General features: G+C 73.9%; 14 protein-coding genes. 7 read left to right on the top strand and 7 right to left on the bottom strand.

Features of this window, described 5'->3' with window-relative positions; genetic code table 11:
- Window positions 1–251 precede the first annotated feature (251 nt).
- On the bottom strand, window positions 252–968 hold the full coding sequence (locus tag KSE_RS43605) for a hypothetical protein (RefSeq protein ID WP_014135227.1): 717 nt from the start codon (window positions 966–968) through the stop codon (window positions 252–254).
- Window positions 969–1,163: 195 nt separating this feature from the next.
- On the opposite strand from KSE_RS43605, the gene dnaE reads away from it, so the two are divergent.
- Window positions 1,164–4,691, top strand: coding sequence for a DNA polymerase III subunit alpha (gene dnaE / locus KSE_RS10250; RefSeq protein ID WP_014135226.1), 3,528 nt, complete (start codon window positions 1,164–1,166; stop codon window positions 4,689–4,691).
- A 92-nt stretch (window positions 4,692–4,783) separates the two neighbouring features.
- Here dnaE and KSE_RS10245 read toward each other — a convergent pair whose 3' ends face one another.
- The 3 genes from KSE_RS10245 to KSE_RS10235 all read right to left on the bottom strand — a co-directional run bounded on the left by KSE_RS10245 (window position 4,784) and on the right by KSE_RS10235 (window position 6,783).
- Window positions 4,784–5,320, bottom strand: coding sequence for an RDD family protein (locus KSE_RS10245; protein ID WP_014135225.1), 537 nt, complete (start codon window positions 5,318–5,320; stop codon window positions 4,784–4,786).
- Between the two features lie 90 nt (window positions 5,321–5,410).
- Entirely contained in the window at window positions 5,411–5,860 is a 450-nt protein-coding gene (locus KSE_RS10240) for a type II toxin-antitoxin system PemK/MazF family toxin (RefSeq protein WP_014135224.1), read from the bottom strand.
- 38 nt (window positions 5,861–5,898) lie between these two features.
- The gene (locus KSE_RS10235) at window positions 5,899–6,783 is read right to left on the bottom strand and encodes a LysR family transcriptional regulator (protein WP_014135223.1); all 885 of its coding nucleotides are present in this window, start codon (window positions 6,781–6,783) and stop codon (window positions 5,899–5,901) included.
- 29 nt (window positions 6,784–6,812) lie between these two features.
- Here KSE_RS10235 and KSE_RS10230 point away from each other — a divergent pair, with 29 nt between their 5' ends.
- Together KSE_RS10230 and KSE_RS10225 are read left to right on the top strand one after the other, a co-directional pair.
- Complete coding sequence (locus KSE_RS10230; protein ID WP_014135222.1) at window positions 6,813–7,694, top strand: dihydrodipicolinate synthase family protein; 882 nt, start codon at window positions 6,813–6,815, stop codon at window positions 7,692–7,694.
- Between the two features lie 161 nt (window positions 7,695–7,855).
- Window positions 7,856–8,884 carry an aspartate-semialdehyde dehydrogenase gene (locus tag KSE_RS10225; RefSeq protein ID WP_014135221.1) on the top strand — a complete coding sequence of 343 codons (1,029 nt, stop codon included), beginning with the start codon at window positions 7,856–7,858 and terminating at the stop codon, window positions 8,882–8,884.
- Between the two features lie 86 nt (window positions 8,885–8,970).
- On the opposite strand, the gene KSE_RS10220 is transcribed toward KSE_RS10225, so the two are convergent.
- The gene (locus KSE_RS10220) at window positions 8,971–9,780 is read right to left on the bottom strand and encodes a hypothetical protein (RefSeq protein ID WP_148283083.1); all 810 of its coding nucleotides are present in this window, start codon (window positions 9,778–9,780) and stop codon (window positions 8,971–8,973) included.
- Between the two features lie 192 nt (window positions 9,781–9,972).
- On the opposite strand from KSE_RS10220, the gene KSE_RS10215 reads away from it, so the two are divergent.
- The 4 genes from KSE_RS10215 to KSE_RS10200 all read left to right on the top strand — a co-directional run bounded on the left by KSE_RS10215 (window position 9,973) and on the right by KSE_RS10200 (window position 13,859).
- On the top strand, window positions 9,973–11,160 hold the full coding sequence (locus KSE_RS10215; RefSeq protein WP_014135219.1) for an NYN domain-containing protein: 1,188 nt from the start codon (window positions 9,973–9,975) through the stop codon (window positions 11,158–11,160).
- A gap of 64 nt (window positions 11,161–11,224) precedes the next feature.
- Window positions 11,225–12,190: an ABC transporter ATP-binding protein gene (locus tag KSE_RS10210; protein ID WP_014135218.1), complete on the top strand. Its 966-nt coding sequence runs from the start codon at window positions 11,225–11,227 to the stop codon at window positions 12,188–12,190.
- A complete protein-coding gene (locus KSE_RS10205; RefSeq protein WP_014135217.1) occupies window positions 12,187–12,981 on the top strand; it encodes an ABC transporter permease in 795 nt (264 codons plus the stop codon). The genes KSE_RS10210 and KSE_RS10205 overlap by 4 nt, the downstream gene beginning before the upstream one ends.
- Before the next feature lie 86 nt (window positions 12,982–13,067).
- Window positions 13,068–13,859 (top strand): hypothetical protein, encoded by a 792-nt coding sequence (locus tag KSE_RS10200; RefSeq protein ID WP_014135216.1) that lies wholly within the window; start codon window positions 13,068–13,070, stop codon window positions 13,857–13,859.
- Window positions 13,860–13,869: 10 nt separating this feature from the next.
- On the opposite strand, the gene ybaK is transcribed toward KSE_RS10200, so the two are convergent.
- Window positions 13,870–14,361, bottom strand: coding sequence for a Cys-tRNA(Pro) deacylase (gene ybaK / locus KSE_RS10195; RefSeq protein ID WP_014135215.1), 492 nt, complete (start codon window positions 14,359–14,361; stop codon window positions 13,870–13,872).
- Window positions 14,362–14,378: 17 nt separating this feature from the next.
- Complete coding sequence (locus KSE_RS10190; RefSeq protein WP_014135214.1) at window positions 14,379–15,107, bottom strand: LON peptidase substrate-binding domain-containing protein; 729 nt, start codon at window positions 15,105–15,107, stop codon at window positions 14,379–14,381.
- Window positions 15,108–15,129: the final 22 nt, after the last annotated feature.

The raw sequence follows: 15,129 nt of genomic DNA, 5'->3' as shown, positions 1-15,129 counted from the left end.
CGCGTCAATGATCGGCGTGACGACAGATGACGCGTCATGGATGACGTGGCAATTGGTGACGTGGCAGTAGGTGTCGTGACATCCATGACGTGACATGCGTGATGCGTCATGGATGTCACGACATGCGTGACGTGGCATGGGTGGCATGACATGCGTGATGCGACATCGATGTCGCGGCAATAGATGACGTGACACGGAAGCCCGGGCCCCACGGGGGACCCGGGCCGATGGCCGCGTTCAGCCGGTCGCGTTCAGCCCGCCGGCGGGGTGGCCGGCGGGGGCGGGGGATAGGCGTACGCGGCGCCGTGGCCGTCGACGGGGGCCGCCGGTGCCGGTGCCGGTGCCGGTGCCGGGGCGGCAGGGGCGGGTGCCGAGTAGGCCGACGGGGCGGGGGGTGCGGTGGGGCCCGGGGTGTGGCCCGGGGCGGGGACGAAGGGGGGTTGGGGGAGGTAGGCGGGCGGGGGTGCGGGGGTGCTGGTGCGGGTGGAGGCGACCGTGATGGCGATGACGACGAACACCAGCACGTGCAGCACCAGGGCCAGGGTCAGCAGCAGGTTCGCGTTGGTTTTGGTGGCGTAGCCGGACTTGCCGAGCGGTCCGGTGAACAGCAGCCACAGCTCGCCGACCATGGGGTAGGCGTTGGCCCCGGTGAGCACCACGGCGGCGGCCCTGGTCCAGGCGGCCCCGGCGAAGGCGCGGAAGGCCGTGATCAGGATGATCACCAGGTAGGGGGCGCTGCCGCCGATGAAGCTGGTCGGGCCGGGCACCACGTGGGTGTAGGAGAAGCCGAGCGCGGTGGGCAGGTAGGCGCTGCCGGCCTCGGACAGGTCGTACACCAGGACCGCGATCAGCACGGCGGCCTGCAGCAGCAGCGTCGAGCCGACGGCGCCCAGTCCGCGGGCGGTCCGGGCGGGTGTGGCGGGCGGGCCGTACGGCGGCGGGCCGTACGGGGGCGGTGCGTAGGTCATGTGGTGATTCCCCCCTGGGACGTGACGAGTGTCGGAGGGAGGTTAGCGGAGAGGAGGGCGAGAGGGAGAGGGGAGGGAGAGCGGAGGAGGATTAGACTCGGGAGCGCGAACCCGGAAGCCGTGGTCCGAGCCCTGGTGGTGGCTCGGGCCGCACGTGTTTCAGCCCTCTCCCAGGACGACCCCGGAGGCCCCGCCTTGAGCGACCAGCCGTACGCGCACCTGCACGTCCACACCGAGTACTCGATGCTGGACGGTGCCGCCCGGCTGAAGCAGCTCTTCGCGGAGGTCGGGCGGCTGGGGCAGACCCACGTCGCGATGACCGACCACGGCAACATGTACGGCGCCGCCGAGTTCCACAAGCAGGCGGTGGCGGCCGGGATCACTCCGGTGATCGGCATCGAGGCGTACGTCGCGCCGGAGTCGCGGTCGAACACCAAGCGGATCCTGTGGGGGCAGCCGCACCAGAAGCGGGACGACGTCTCGGCGTCCGGCGCCTACACGCACAAGACCATCTGGGCCCGGAACAAGGAGGGCCTGCACAACCTCTTCAAGCTGACCTCGCGCTCCTACGCGGAGGGCTGGCTGGTGAAGTGGCCGCGGATGGACAAGGAGATCATCGCCGAGCACGCGGCCGGCCTGATGGCGACCACCGGCTGCCCGTCCGGCGAGGTGCAGACCCGGCTGCGGCTGGGCCAGTTCGACGAGGCGCTCCGTTCGGCCGGCGAGTACCAGGAGATCTTCGGCAGGGAGAACTACTTCCTGGAGCTGATGGACCACGGCCTGGAGATCGAGGGCCGGGTCCGCGACGGCCTGGTCGAGATCGGCCGCCGGCTGAACATCCCGCCGGTGGTCACCAACGACTCGCACTACACCACCGAGGCGGACGCGGGCGCGCACGACCTGCTGCTGTGCGTGCAGACCGGCAAGAACCTCTCCGACCCGGACCGGTTCCGGTTCGACGGCACCGGCTACTACGTCAAGTCGGCCGCCGAGATGTACGGCCTGGACTCCTCGGACATCTGGCAGGAGGGCTGCCGCAACAGCCAGTTGCTGGTCGCCGAGCGGGTCGACACCACCGGCATGTTCGAGTTCAAGAACCTGATGCCGCGCTTCCCGATCCCGGAGGGCTTCGGCTCGGAGGCGGAGTTCTTCCGGGCCAAGGTCTGGGAGGGCATGGACCGGCGCTTCCCGGGCGGCTACGACGAGGAGCACCGCGAGCTCGCCGAGTACGAGATGGACACCATCGTCCAGATGGGCTTCCCGGCGTACTTCCTGGTGGTCGCCGACTTCATCATGTGGGCGAAGAGCCAGGGCATCGCGGTCGGCCCGGGCCGCGGTTCGGCGGCCGGCTCGCTGGTCGCCTACGCGATGGGCATCACCGACCTCGACCCGATCCCGCACGGCCTGATCTTCGAGCGCTTCCTCAACCCCGAGCGCGTCTCGATGCCCGACGTCGACATCGACTTCGACGAACGCCGGCGCGCCGACGTGATCCGCTACGTGACGGAGAAGTGGGGCTCCGACAAGGTCGCCATGATCGTCACGTACGGCACCATCAAGGCGAAGGCCGCGATCAAGGACTCCTCCCGGGTCCTCGGCTACCCGTACGCGATGGGCGACCGGATCACCAAGGCGATGCCACCGGACGTGATGGGCAAGGGCATCCCGCTGTCCGGCATCACCGACTCCGCGCACCCACGCTACGGCGAGGCGGGCGAGATCCGCGCCCTGTACGAGAACGACCCGGACGTCAAGAAGGTGATCGACACCGCGCGCGGCATCGAGGGCCTGATCCGGCAGCCCGGCGTGCACGCGGCCGGCGTGATCATGTCCGCCGAGCCGCTGACCGACCACATCCCGGTCTGGACCCGGCACACCGACGGCGTCACCATCACGCAGTTCGACTACCCCACCTGCGAGGGCCTCGGGCTCCTCAAGATGGACTTCCTCGGCCTGCGCAACCTGACGATCATGGACGACGCGGTCAAGGCGATCGAGCGGAACAAGGGCGTCAGGATCGAGCTGCTCCAGCTCCCGCTGGACGACAAGCCCGCCTACGAACTCCTCGCCCGCGGCGACACGCTGGGCGTCTTCCAGCTCGACGGCGGCCCGATGCGCTCGCTGCTGCGCCTGATGAAGCCCGACAACTTCGAGGACATCTCCGCCGTCCTGGCGCTCTACCGGCCGGGCCCGATGGGCGTCAACTCGCACACCAACTACGCGCTGCGCAAGAACGGCCAGCAGGAGATCACCCCGATCCACCCGGAGCTGGCCGAGCCGCTCAGGGAGGTCCTGGAGCCCACCTACGGCCTGATCGTCTACCAGGAGCAGGTGCAGAAGGCCGCGCAGATCCTGGCCGGCTACTCGCTCGGCCAGGCCGACCTGCTGCGCCGCGCGATGGGCAAGAAGAAGAAGGAGATCCTGGAGGCCGAGTTCGTCCCGTTCCAGCGCGGCTGCCGGGAGCGCGGCTACTCGGACGCGGCGATCCAGGCGGTCTGGGACGTGCTGGTCCCGTTCTCCGGCTACGCCTTCAACAAGGCGCACACCGCCGGCTACGGGCTGGTCTCGTACTGGACGGCGTACCTGAAGGCCAACTACCCGGCCGAGTACATGTCGGCGCTGCTCACCTCGGTCAAGGACGACAAGGACAAGTCCGCGGTCTACCTCAACGAGTGCCGCAAGATGGGCATCCAGGTCCTCCCGCCGGACGTCAACGAGTCGGACGCCGACTTCACCCCGCACGGCAGCGAGACCGTCCGGTTCGGCCTGACCGCGATCCGCAACGTCGGCGGGCCGGTGGTGGAGTCGATGATCCGCACCCGGAAGGCCAAGGGGAAGTACACCTCGTTCCCGGACTTCCTGGAGAAGGTCGAGTCGGTGGTGTGCAACAAGCGCACCGTCGAATCGCTGATCAAGGCCGGCGCGTTCGACTCGCTCGGGCACACCCGCAAGGGCCTGAGCGCCCAGTTCGAGCCGATGATCGACAACGTGGTCGGGATCAAGCGCAAGGAGGCCGAGGGGCAGTTCGACCTGTTCGAGACCGTTTCGGACGAGCCGTCCTTCGGGCTGGACGTGGTGTTCGCCGAGGACGAGTGGGAGAAGCCCGTGCTGCTCACCCACGAGCGCGAGATGCTCGGCCTGTACGTCTCCTCGCACCCGCTGCACGGCATCGAGCACGTCCTCGCCGACAAGGCGGACTGCGCGGTCGCCGACCTGGCCGAGCGGCCGGACGGCGTGACGGTCACCATCGGCGGCATCATCTCGGGCCTGCAGCGCAAGATGACCAAGCAGGGCAACGCCTGGGCGATCGCCACCGTCGAGGACCTGGCGGGCTCGATCGACTGCATGTTCTTCCCCGCCAGCTACCAGCAGTACGCCGCGCAACTCGCCGAGGACGCCGTGGTGTTCGTCCGCGGCAGGCTGGACAAGCGGGAGGACGTGCCGCGGCTGATGGCGATGGACCTGTCGGTGCCCGACCTGAACAACCTCGCGGCGCAGCTGCCGATCGTGATCACCGTGCCGGAGGACAAGCTGACCCCGCCGATCATCGCCCGGCTCGGCGAGGTGCTGCGCCACCACCGGGGCAGCACCGAGGTGCACGTGCACCTGCGCAAGGAGAGGTCGACGGTGGTGCTGCGCCTCGACCGGCACCGGGTGAAGACCGACCCGGCGCTGTTCGGCGACCTCAAGCAGCTGCTCGGGCCGAGCTGCCTGGCGAGCTGAGCGAGCTGAGCGGGCGGGGGCGGGCCGGAACACGCCGAGGGCCCCGGCGGAGAGCGGTCTCCGCCGGGGCCCGGGTGCGCACCGCCGGGGCGTCAGTTCTCCTTGACGACCACGGTCTTGGCGCCCTTGTCGTGGAAGCACTGCTGGAGCGGCTTGTCCCAGAGCAGGGACAGCGTGTTGACCAGCGAGAACAGGCCGCCGACGTACGGGACCAGGACCGGGACGCCGTAGATGCCGGCCCGGGTCCACAGCTCGTTGTCGGTCGGCCGGCCGCCGGTGGCCGCGCTCACCACGCGCAGCTTCATCACCTTCTTGCCGACGGTCTGGCCGTGCTGGGTCAGCAGCATGCCGCCCTCGTACGCGACCAGGACCACCGCGGCGAGCACGTAGTAGAGGAGGCTGCCCAGCGAGATGACGGCCACCACGATGAACGGGACGATCAGCACCGCGGCGTCGATCAGCCGGGCCAGCAGGCGGTCCCCCGGGGAGGCCAGCACGCGGGAGCCCGGGGCCGGCGGGTAGCCGGGGGCCGGGGCCGGGCTGAGCCACCCCGGGAATCCCGCGCCCTGCTGGTACTGGGCGTAGGGGTCCTGCGGCGGTTCGTATCCGGGGGGAGTGTTGCTGCTCATGCGGGCGACTCCAGCTCGACTGTGGCGAATCCTGGAGCCGTTGTACCGGTACGAGGGTGAACGTGGAAAGGATGATCCGATAATCGTTACTCAGTGCCAGTGGTAACGGGCCCTCAACGCGTCGACCACGAGCCGGAAACGGGCCCGGTCCAGGGCGCACGCCTCCCGCCGCATCCCGCCGTCCCGGACCCGGAACACCCGGTCCAGCGCCACCCAGGAGTCCCGCCCGCTGCGGTCCCACGGCCCGGCGCCCAGCGGCACCCAGTCCCGGTCGTCGTCGTGCCCCTTGCTGGACAGCATCACCGTCAGCAGCGAGCCGCCCGCCTCCCGCGCCACCACCAGCACCGGGCGGTCCTTGCCCCGGCCGTCGTTCTCCTCGTACGGCACCCAGGTCCAGACGATCTCGCCCGGGTCCGGGTCGCCGTCGTGGTCCGGCGCGTACTCGGTGCGCACCGGCCCGACCCGCTCGGCCCGGACCTCCACCGTGGCGTCCGGCCCGGAACGGCCCGGCTGCTCCTGCTCCTCGTTCAACTGATGCATGGCGGAAGGCTAGCGATCACGCGTGAACGGCGGGAGGGTCAGGCCGAGCGGAGTTCGGCCGGGACGGCCGTGTGCAGGGCCGCCGCGAAGGCCGCCACCGCCGGGTGGGCCGCGCCGCCGGCCCGGAACGCGGTGCGGGTGCGCCGGTACAGCGGCAGCCGGGTCAGCGCGACGCCCGGCGGGCAGCGGTCGACGCCCAGGTGCGGCACCAGTGCCACCCCCTGGCCCACCGCGACCAGGGCCAGCTGGGCGGCGAAGTCGTCCACCCGGTGCCGCACCCGGGGGCTGAACCCGGCCGACTGGCACACCCGTTGGACCATCGCGTGGCAGAGCGTGCCGGCCGGCGAGGTGATCCACGGGCTGTCCCGGTGCCCGGCCAGCGGACCGGCCGAGCGGGCCGCCAGGTACAGCGGCTCGGCGAACACCGGCCCGGTCAGCGCGATCCCGTCCTCCGGCTCGCCCGGCACCAGGTCGTACTCGTGCACCAGCGCCACGTCCAACTCGCCCGCGCGCAGCGCCCCGGCCACCGCCGCCGGGTCGACCTCGGTCACCATCGCCTCCAACTCCGGGTGCCGGGAGGCCAGTTCGGCCAGTGCCGCGGGCAGCAGGGCGCGCACCGCCGACGGGTAGGCGCCGATCCGCAGCGGCCCGGCCGGCCCCGTCCGGGCGTGCGCCAGCTCGGCGCCGGCCCGCTCCAGCAGCTCCAGCACCGCCTCGGTGTGCCGCACCAGGTTCCGCCCCGCCGGGGTCAGCGCCACCCGCCGCCCGGTCCGCTCCAGCAGCGGCACCCCGGCCTCCCGCTCCAGCACCGACAGCTGCTGGGACACCGCCGAAGGACTGAACGCCAACGCCTCCGCGACCGCCGCGATCGTCCCCAGGTGGGCCAGTTCGCGCAGCAACCGCAGCCTTCGCACATCGAGCATCGGCCCAGCTTACGAGAAGCATCGGAAATGTGAACTGGACCCGCACGGTCGCCGCCCGGCAGGCTGCCGACATGGAACTCCACGGCATCCACGTCCCGCTGGTCACGCCCTTCACCGCCGACGGCGCCCTCGCCCTCGACGCCCTGGAGGGGCTCGCCCGCGACAGCCTGGAAGCCGGCGCGGCCGGCCTCGTCGCACTCGGCACCACCGGCGAGCCCGGCTCGCTCACCACCGCCGAACAGGACGCCGTGGTCGAGGTCTGCCGCCGGGCCGCCGACGCGTACGGCGCCGTCCTCACCGTCGGCGCCGGGCACGGCGGCACCGCCCGCACCGCCGAGGCGCTCGCCGCGCTGGACGGCCGGGCCGACGCCGCGCTGGTCGCCGTCCCCGCGTTCGTCCGCCCCGGCGCGGCCGGCGTCCTCGCGCACTTCCGGGCCCTGGCCGCGACCAGCCCGCTGCCGCTGGTGATCTACCACATCCCGTACCGCACCGGGCAGCCGCTCGGCGCCGCCGCCCTGCTCGACCTGCTCGCGCTGCCCGGCGTCGCCGGGATCAAGTACGCGCCCGGCGGCGTCGACGAGGAGACGATCGCCCTGCTCGCCGCCGAACCGCGCGGCGTGCTGGCCGGCGACGACCTGTTCCTCTCCCCGCTGCTCGCGCTCGGCGCGGCCGGCGGCATCCTGGCCTCCGCCCACCTGGAGACCGCCCGCTTCGTCGCCCTGCACGCGGCCTGGCGGGACGGCGACGCCGTGCTCGCCCGCAAGCTCGGCGCCGAACTCGCCGACGTCTCCCGGGCCGCCTTCGCCGGCCCGAACCCGACCGCGCTCAAGGCGCTGCTGCACCGCGCCGGACGCATCCCGACGCCCGCCGTGCGGCTGCCGCTGCTCGCCCACGACTTCGGGGACGCCTGACCGACGGCTGCAGGATTTCCGGTCGGAAAGCGCCCGCGCAGGAGGGATTTCCGCCCCGGACGGCAAGCGTTCACGCTTTGGGACACCCCCACCGAAACCCGCCCTGACAAGGCATGATGGGCCGGGACAACCGGCACAACCGGTAGCAGGAGGAGAGACGGATGAGGATCGGCATCGTAGGTGCCACCGGTCAGGTCGGCGGCGTGGTCCGCGAGATCCTGGCGGAGCGTAACTTCCCGGTGGAGCAGCTGCGGCTGTTCGCCTCGGCCCGCTCGGCCGGGCGCGCCCTGCCCTGGAAGGACACCGAGGTCACCGTCGAGGACGCCGCCACGGCCGACTACAGCGGCCTGGACATCGTGGTCTTCTCGGCGGGCGGCGCCACCTCCAAGGCGCTGGCCCCCAAGGTCGCCGCCGCCGGAGCCGTCGTCATCGACAACTCCTCGGCCTGGCGCCGCGACCCCGAGGTCCCGCTGGTCGTCGCCGAGGTCAACCCCGACGCGATCGCCGACCGCCCCAAGGGCATCATCGCGAACCCGAACTGCACCACCATGGCCGCGATGCCCGTGCTGCGCCCGCTGCACGAGGAGTCCGAGCTGGTCGCCCTGGTGGTCTCCACCTACCAGGCGGTCTCCGGCTCCGGCCTGGCCGGCGTCTCCGAGCTGCACGAGCAGGCCCGCAAGGTCGTCGACGGCGCGGCCGCGCTCGTCCACGACGGCGCCGCCGTCGAGTACCCGGCGCCCGGCGTCTACCAGCGGCCGATCGCGTTCAACGTCGTCCCGCTCGCCGGGTCGATCGTCGACGACGGCAGCAACGAGACCGACGAGGAGCAGAAGCTCCGCCACGAGAGCCGCAAGATCCTCGGCATCCCCGAGCTGAAGGTCTCCGGCACCTGCGTGCGCGTCCCGGTCTTCACCGGCCACTCGCTCCAGGTCAACGCCCGCTTCGCCCGCCCGCTCGCCCCCGAGCGCGCCGTCGAGCTGCTGGCCGGCGCCCCCGGCGTCGCCCTGACCGACATCCCCACCCCGCTGCAGGCCGCCGGCCAGGACCCGAGCTACGTCGGCCGGATCCGCGCCGACGAGACCGTCGAGCACGGCCTGTCGCTGTTCCTGTCCAACGACAACCTGCGCAAGGGCGCGGCGCTCAACGCCGTGCAGATCGCCGAGCTGGTCGCGGCCGAGCTGCGCGGCTGAGCTGAGCTGCGCGGCTGAGCTGCGCGGCCGAGCGCGCATCGCCTCGCGCCGAGGAGGGGCCCCGGGCAGCCGCCCGGGGCCCCTCCTCACTGCCCCGGGTGCGCGGCCGGACCGTCCACCGCGAGCGGCAGCTCGGCGGAGAGCGCGCCCGCCGTCCACTTGTCGCCCGGCGCGTACCACTGGAACGCCCCCGGCCCGCGCACCGGCACGGTCACCGACAGCAGGCCCCCGGAGTCCGCGCCCGTCGACGCCACCGTCGTCCAGGTGTCGCCGCCCGCCGGACGGAACTGCAGGTACGCGCCGGCGCCGTACTGCGGGACGTCCGCCTTCCGGTCCCAGTCCGCGCGCAGCAGCCGGCCCCGGACCGTCACCGCCCGGCCCGCCGCCGCACCCGCCGCGCCCTCCGCCGCGTCGTCGACCCGCGCGTCGTCGATCCGGGCCGCGCGCTTGAGCGAGAAGCCGGCGGCGTTCTTCGAGAGGTAGCGGTCGCCGTCGTTCGCCCGGATCCGCAGGTCGACGAACCAGGTGCCCGCCTGGTCGTCGAAGAGCGTCCGGGAGGACGACGCCACCGTCGCCTCCCCGCCGCACCGGGCCGTCGTCCCGGCCGGGTCGAGCGGCACGCAGGACATCGGACCGACCTTCAGCGCCGCGTAGTTCGGCCCCCACAGTCCGATCGGCTCCACCGCCCGGATCCCCGACCGGTCACGCGCGGTCACCTCCACCGTGACGGTACGGCTCTCGGCCGCGCCCAGCTCGACCGTCCGGCCGCCGTTGACGACCACCGACAGCAGCGCCGCGTCCCCGCTGGAGGTCTCCGGCGCGGTCGCCGGGACCAGCACCACGGCCACCGTCCCGACCGCCGCCACCGCGCACAACGCCACCGCACTCTTCCGCACGGTGTCCCAGTATCCAGGGTCGGGACGGGGCCCGGCCGGACGGCGGGCGGGCGGGGGCGGCGGGAGGAGCGGGGAGCGAGGGGACGGGGGTGGTTCGGTCGGCGAACGGAGGGTAAAGGTGTGCCCAACGGTCGCCGGGCCGCCGGGCGGGATGCCGCCGTCGGGGGCCGGACCGAGGAGGAGGTACCGGAGATGGACCGCTGCGTCGTCCTGGTCGACGCGGGCTACCTGCTGGGCGCGGCCGCCAGCCTGCTCGCGGGGGAGCCCGGCCGGTCCCGGATCGCCGTCGACCACCCGGTGCTGATCGCCGCGCTGCGCGAGCGCGCCCAGGCCGAGACCGGGCTGCCGCTGCTGCGGATCTACTGGTTCGACGCGGCCGTCGACCGCCGCCCCGCGCCCGAGCACCGCAGGCTGCGGGTGCTGCCCCGGGTCACCGTCCGGCTGGGCGCGCTGACCAGGGCGGAGGGCCGCTGGGTGCAGAAGGGCGTGGACGCCGCGATGCACGCCGAACTGAGCGAGCTGGCCCGCAACCACGCCTGCGCCGACGTGGTGCTGGTCACCGGCGACGGCGACCTGCTGCCCGGGGTCGCCTCGGCGAAGGAGCACGGCGTCGCGGTGCACCTGTGGGCGCTGGAGGCCGCCGACGGGGACTTCAACCAGTCCGAGGAGCTGGTCGGCGAGGCCGACGAGCGCCGGGTGCTGGACCGGGCCTGGATCCAGCGCTGGGCCCGCCCGCGGGAGTCCGCCGGGGCGTCCGTCGCGGTGCCGCCCGCCGCGCCCCGGCCCCGCCCGCTGTCCGTCCCCGCGGCCGCGCCCGGGGCGCCGGCGCCCGCCGTCCCCGCGCCCGCCGCCACCGCCCGGGCCACCCCGCTGCGGGTCATCCCCACCCCCAAGGACCTGGCCGGCCGGGCCGTCCCGCCGCCCGCGCCCGCCGCCGTCGCGTCCGGGCCCGCCGCCGGGCCGGTGCTGCGCTGGTCCTCCGACCGCGGCTGGGTCGAGCGCGCCGACTCCACCGCCGCCGACGCGCTCCCCACCCTGGACCGGCTGACCACCTCCGCCCAGCGCTGGGCGGACCGCGAGGAGGACCTCACCAGTGTCGGCGGCGACCCGCAGGAGGTCGGCCAGGTCTTCGCCCGCCGCTGGCTGGACCGCCTCCCCGACGCCGAGCACCCCGGCCCGCTGTGGACCGACCACCCGCGCATCCCGCACCGGCTGGACGGCGAACTGCTGCGCTACGCCGCCCGGTTCGGCCTGCTCGCGCACAAGGAGGACCAGATCGACGAGCAGGACAGGTACGCCATCCGGGAGGGCTTCTGGAAGGAACTCGCCGCCCGCGTCCCCGACCCCCGCCAGCACCCGGAGGCGCTGGAGGACCACTGACGCCCCGGGCCCGCGCCACCCCGGGTGTCCGGAACGTCCCTTACGGCGCGTAGAGTCTTCCGTCGTGAGCAAGGCACCTCAGGGCTGCTGCACGGTCAGCGGCCTGGTCAAGACCTACCGGACGGGCGGCACCGAGGTCAGGGCCAACGACGGCATCGACCTCGCCGTCGGACGCGGCGAGGTGTTCGGCCTGCTCGGGCCCAACGGCGCCGGCAAGTCCACCCTGGTCCGCCAGCTCACCGGGCTGCTCCGCCCCGACGCCGGGCGGATCGACCTGCTCGGCCACGACATCGTCCGGCACCCCGAACGGGCCGCCCGGCTGCTCGGCTACCTCGGCCAGGAGTCCACCGCCCTCGACGAGCTCACCGTCGCCCTCGCCGCCGAGACCACCGGCCGGCTGCGCGGCCTCGGCCGGGCCGCCGCCCGCGCCGAGACCGCCGACGTGATCACCGAACTCGGCCTCGAAGCGCTCGCCCACCGCCCGCTCGCCAAGCTCTCCGGCGGCCAGCGCCGCCTCGCCTGCCTGGCCGCCGTGCTGATCGGCGACCGCCCGCTGCTGGTCCTGGACGAACCCACCACCGGCATGGACCCGGTCGCCCGCCGCGCCGTCTGGACCGCCGTCGACCGCCGCCGGGCCGAACGCGGCACCACCGTGCTGCTGGTCACCCACAACGTCATCGAGGCCGAGACCGTCCTCGACCGGGTCGCCGTGATCGACGCCGGCAAGGTCATCGCCTGCGACACCCCCGGCGGCCTCAAGGCCCTGGTCGACGGCCACGTCCGGCTCGACCTGGTCTGGCGCACCGACGCCCCGCTGACCGTCCCCGCCGTCGCCGACCTCGCCGAGCGCGCCGAGCGCACCGGCCGCCGCTGGACCCTGCGCACCACCCCCGAGGAGGCCCGCGAACTGGTCGCCGCCGTCACCACCGGCCCCGCCTTCGCCGCCCTCGACGACTTCACCCTCGCCACCCCCACCCTGGAGGACGCCTACCTCCGACTCGGCGGACGGCCCGGAGGACTCGCCCGATGACCCTGCTCGACGCCCCCGCGGTCAGCACCGCGCCCGCGCCGCTCGCCCCCGCCGCCCGGCCGCTGCCCGCGCTGGCCGCCGTCTACCGGGCCCAGCTGGCCCGCGCCAAGGTCGCCCGGATCCCGCTGCTGTTCGTCGCCACCTTCCAGTCCGTCGGCATCCTGGTGATGATGCGCGGCGTCGTCGACCCCGGCGACAACCCCTCCGCGCACGCCGTGGTGGCCGGCTCCGCCGTCCTGGTCGTCGCCTTCGTCGCGCTCAACCTGCTCGCCCAGTACTTCGGCAAACTGCGCGCCACCGGCGGCCTCGACCACTACGCGACCCTGCCGGTGCCGCCCGCCTCCGTCGTCCTCGGCACCGCCGCCGCGTACGCCTCCTTCACCGTCCCCGGCGTGTTCGCCACCGCCGGACTCGGCAGCTGGATGTTCGACCTGCCGCTCGGCCGGCTCTGGATCCTGCTCGCCGTCATCCCGCTCACCGGCGCCGCCCTGGCCGGCCTCGGCGCCGCGCTCGGCCTGCTCGCCCCCCGCCAGGAACTCGCCACCCTCGCCGGACAGCTCGGCATGTCCGCCGCCCTGCTGCTCGGCGTCCTGCCCGCCTCCCGGCTCCCCGAGCCCGTGCAGTGGCTGCGCGACCTGCTCCCCTCCAGCTACGGCGTCGACGCCTTCGCCCTCACCTTCGCCCCCGACCCCGACTGGGCCCGCGTCCTGCTCGACCTCGGCGTCTGCGGCGCGGTCGGCCTGGCCTCGCTCACCCTCGCCACCTGGGCCTACCGGCGCGCCGCGAGGTAGCTCCCGCGAGGGGATCTGGGCAGTACGCCGGGCTGCTTGTCGGACGAGATCGACACCCGTCCGGGCGGACGTGAAACGATGGGGGCGTGACCGTACCGAACACACCTGCGGGCAGCACGCCCGGGCCGGACCCCTTCGCCCCGCCCCTCCCGCCGCCGCCCGTCCGCGCGGAGCGGGCGCCGCTCGGGCCCGAGTTGCGGATCGGGGCGATCATCGTCCTGGCCGGGGCGGTGCTCGGCGTGGTCTTCGGGTTCCTCTGGCTCTGGCTGGCGCCCCGGGTCGGCTACGCCGTCCAGGACAACCACATCCTGTACCGCGCCCCGGAGGGCGAGGAGCTGATCGGCGCGGTCGGGGTGTTCTCGCTGCTGGGGCTCGGGCTCGGACTGCTGACCTCGCTGGGGGCCTTCCTGTGGACCCGGTCCCGGGGCGGCGGCATCGCCGTCGCGGTCGGGCTGGCGGTGGGCGGCCTGCTCGGCTCGGTCATCGCCTGGCAGCTCGGCACCCACCTCGGCGCCACCACCGACCTGCGGGCCCACGCCCGGTCCGTCGGCAACGGCGGGACGTTCGACGGGCCGCTGGAGCTGACCGCGAAGGGCGCGCTGATGGTCTGGCCGATGACGGCGATGATCCTGCTGCTGGCGCTCTCCGCGACCTTCGGCAAGCGCGAGCCCGACCGCCCGCCGTACTGGGCGACGCCGGGCTCGGAGGGGGCGTGGCCGGCCGCGCCGGGGGCCGACAACCCGTTCGCGCCGGCCCCGCAGGCCGCGCAGGCCCCGCAGGCCGCGCAGCCGTCGCTGACGAAGGAGCCTCAGCCGGACGAGCCGGAGCAGGGCCAGGACCAGGGCCAGGGCCGGGAGCAGCGGCCCCCGGCCGAGTAGCCGCCGCCGTTCAGGGCCTGGCGATCGGCGCGGTGCGGGCGCCGGTCAGCCGGACCAGGTCGGCCGGGGCGAGTTCGACCTCGGTGCCGCGCTTGCCGGCCGAGACGAAGACGGTCGGGTGGGCCAGCGCGCCGGAGTCCACCACGGTGCGGAGCCGCTTGCGCTGGCCGAGCGGCGAGATGCCGCCGAGCACGTAGCCGGTGGAGCGCTCGGCCGCCGCCGGGTCGGCCATCGCGGCGCGCTTGGCGCCGAGCGCGGCGGCCAGCGCCTTCAGGTCGAGCTGCCCGGAGACCGGGACGACGGCGACCGCGAGGGTGCCGTCGGTCTCGGCCAGCAGGGTCTTGAAGACCCGTTCCGGGGGCACGCCCATCGCCTCGGCGGCCTCGGCCCCGTACGAGGCGGCGGCCGGGTCGTGGGCGTACTCGTGGACGGTGAACGGGACGCCGGCGGTGTCGAGGGCGACGGTGGCGGGGGTGCCGCCGGCGGTCTTCTTCTTGGCCAAGGGGGTTCCTCGGGTCCTCAGTTCGGGCTGAACGCCTGGCGGGTGAGGTCGACGGCGGGCAGCGAGGGCAGTTTCGCCAGCACCGCGCTCTCCTGCCGGAGCAGGGCGAGTTCGCGGGTCAGGCGCTGGGCGGTGTCGGGGCAGGCGAGCAGCTCCTGCTTGACCTTGGTAGGCAGCGAGGTGGCGGCGGCGACCAGGTAGGAGAGCACCTGCGGGTCGTCGGGGAGCTCGGGTTCGCCGCTGAGGGTGGCCTCGCGGGCCCCGGCCAGCCGCTTCTGGTACGTCCGGAAGGCGCGTTCGACGCCGGCCGCGAGCGCGCCGGAGCCCTCGCCCGGCTCCTCGGGCAGCACCGAGACGTCGCCGACCAGGTAGGGCCCGGTGGCGTCCAGGGCGCGCAGCCGGAACCGGGTGGTGCCGGTGACGAGCAGCTCGTAGCGGCCCTCCGGCTGCTCCCGGACGGAGGCGATGTCGGCGACGCAGCCGACCGGGTAGAGGGCGTCCAGCGGGTCGCCGTCCGGGGTGCCGATGCCGTCCAACGGGCCCGCCGGCTCGTCGAGTTCGCGCACCGGCGCGGTCTCCCGGCCGTCCTTGACGGCGACCACGCCGAAGCGGCGCGGCGCGTCCTCGGGCAGTTTCTCCAGGTCGGCGACCAAGCGGCGGTAGCGCTCCTCGAAGACGTGCAGGGGCATCACCAGGCCCGGGTACAGGACCGTGTTGAGCGGGAAGAGCGGGAGCCGATCAGTCACGGCGGACAGCGTAGTTGCCGGG

The organism is Kitasatospora setae KM-6054, assembly GCF_000269985.1.
In the GTDB taxonomy this organism is placed as follows: domain Bacteria; phylum Actinomycetota; class Actinomycetes; order Streptomycetales; family Streptomycetaceae; genus Kitasatospora; species Kitasatospora setae.
Note: the sequence above shows the minus strand (reverse complement) of the source record. Positions and strands in the feature narration are given on the sequence as shown.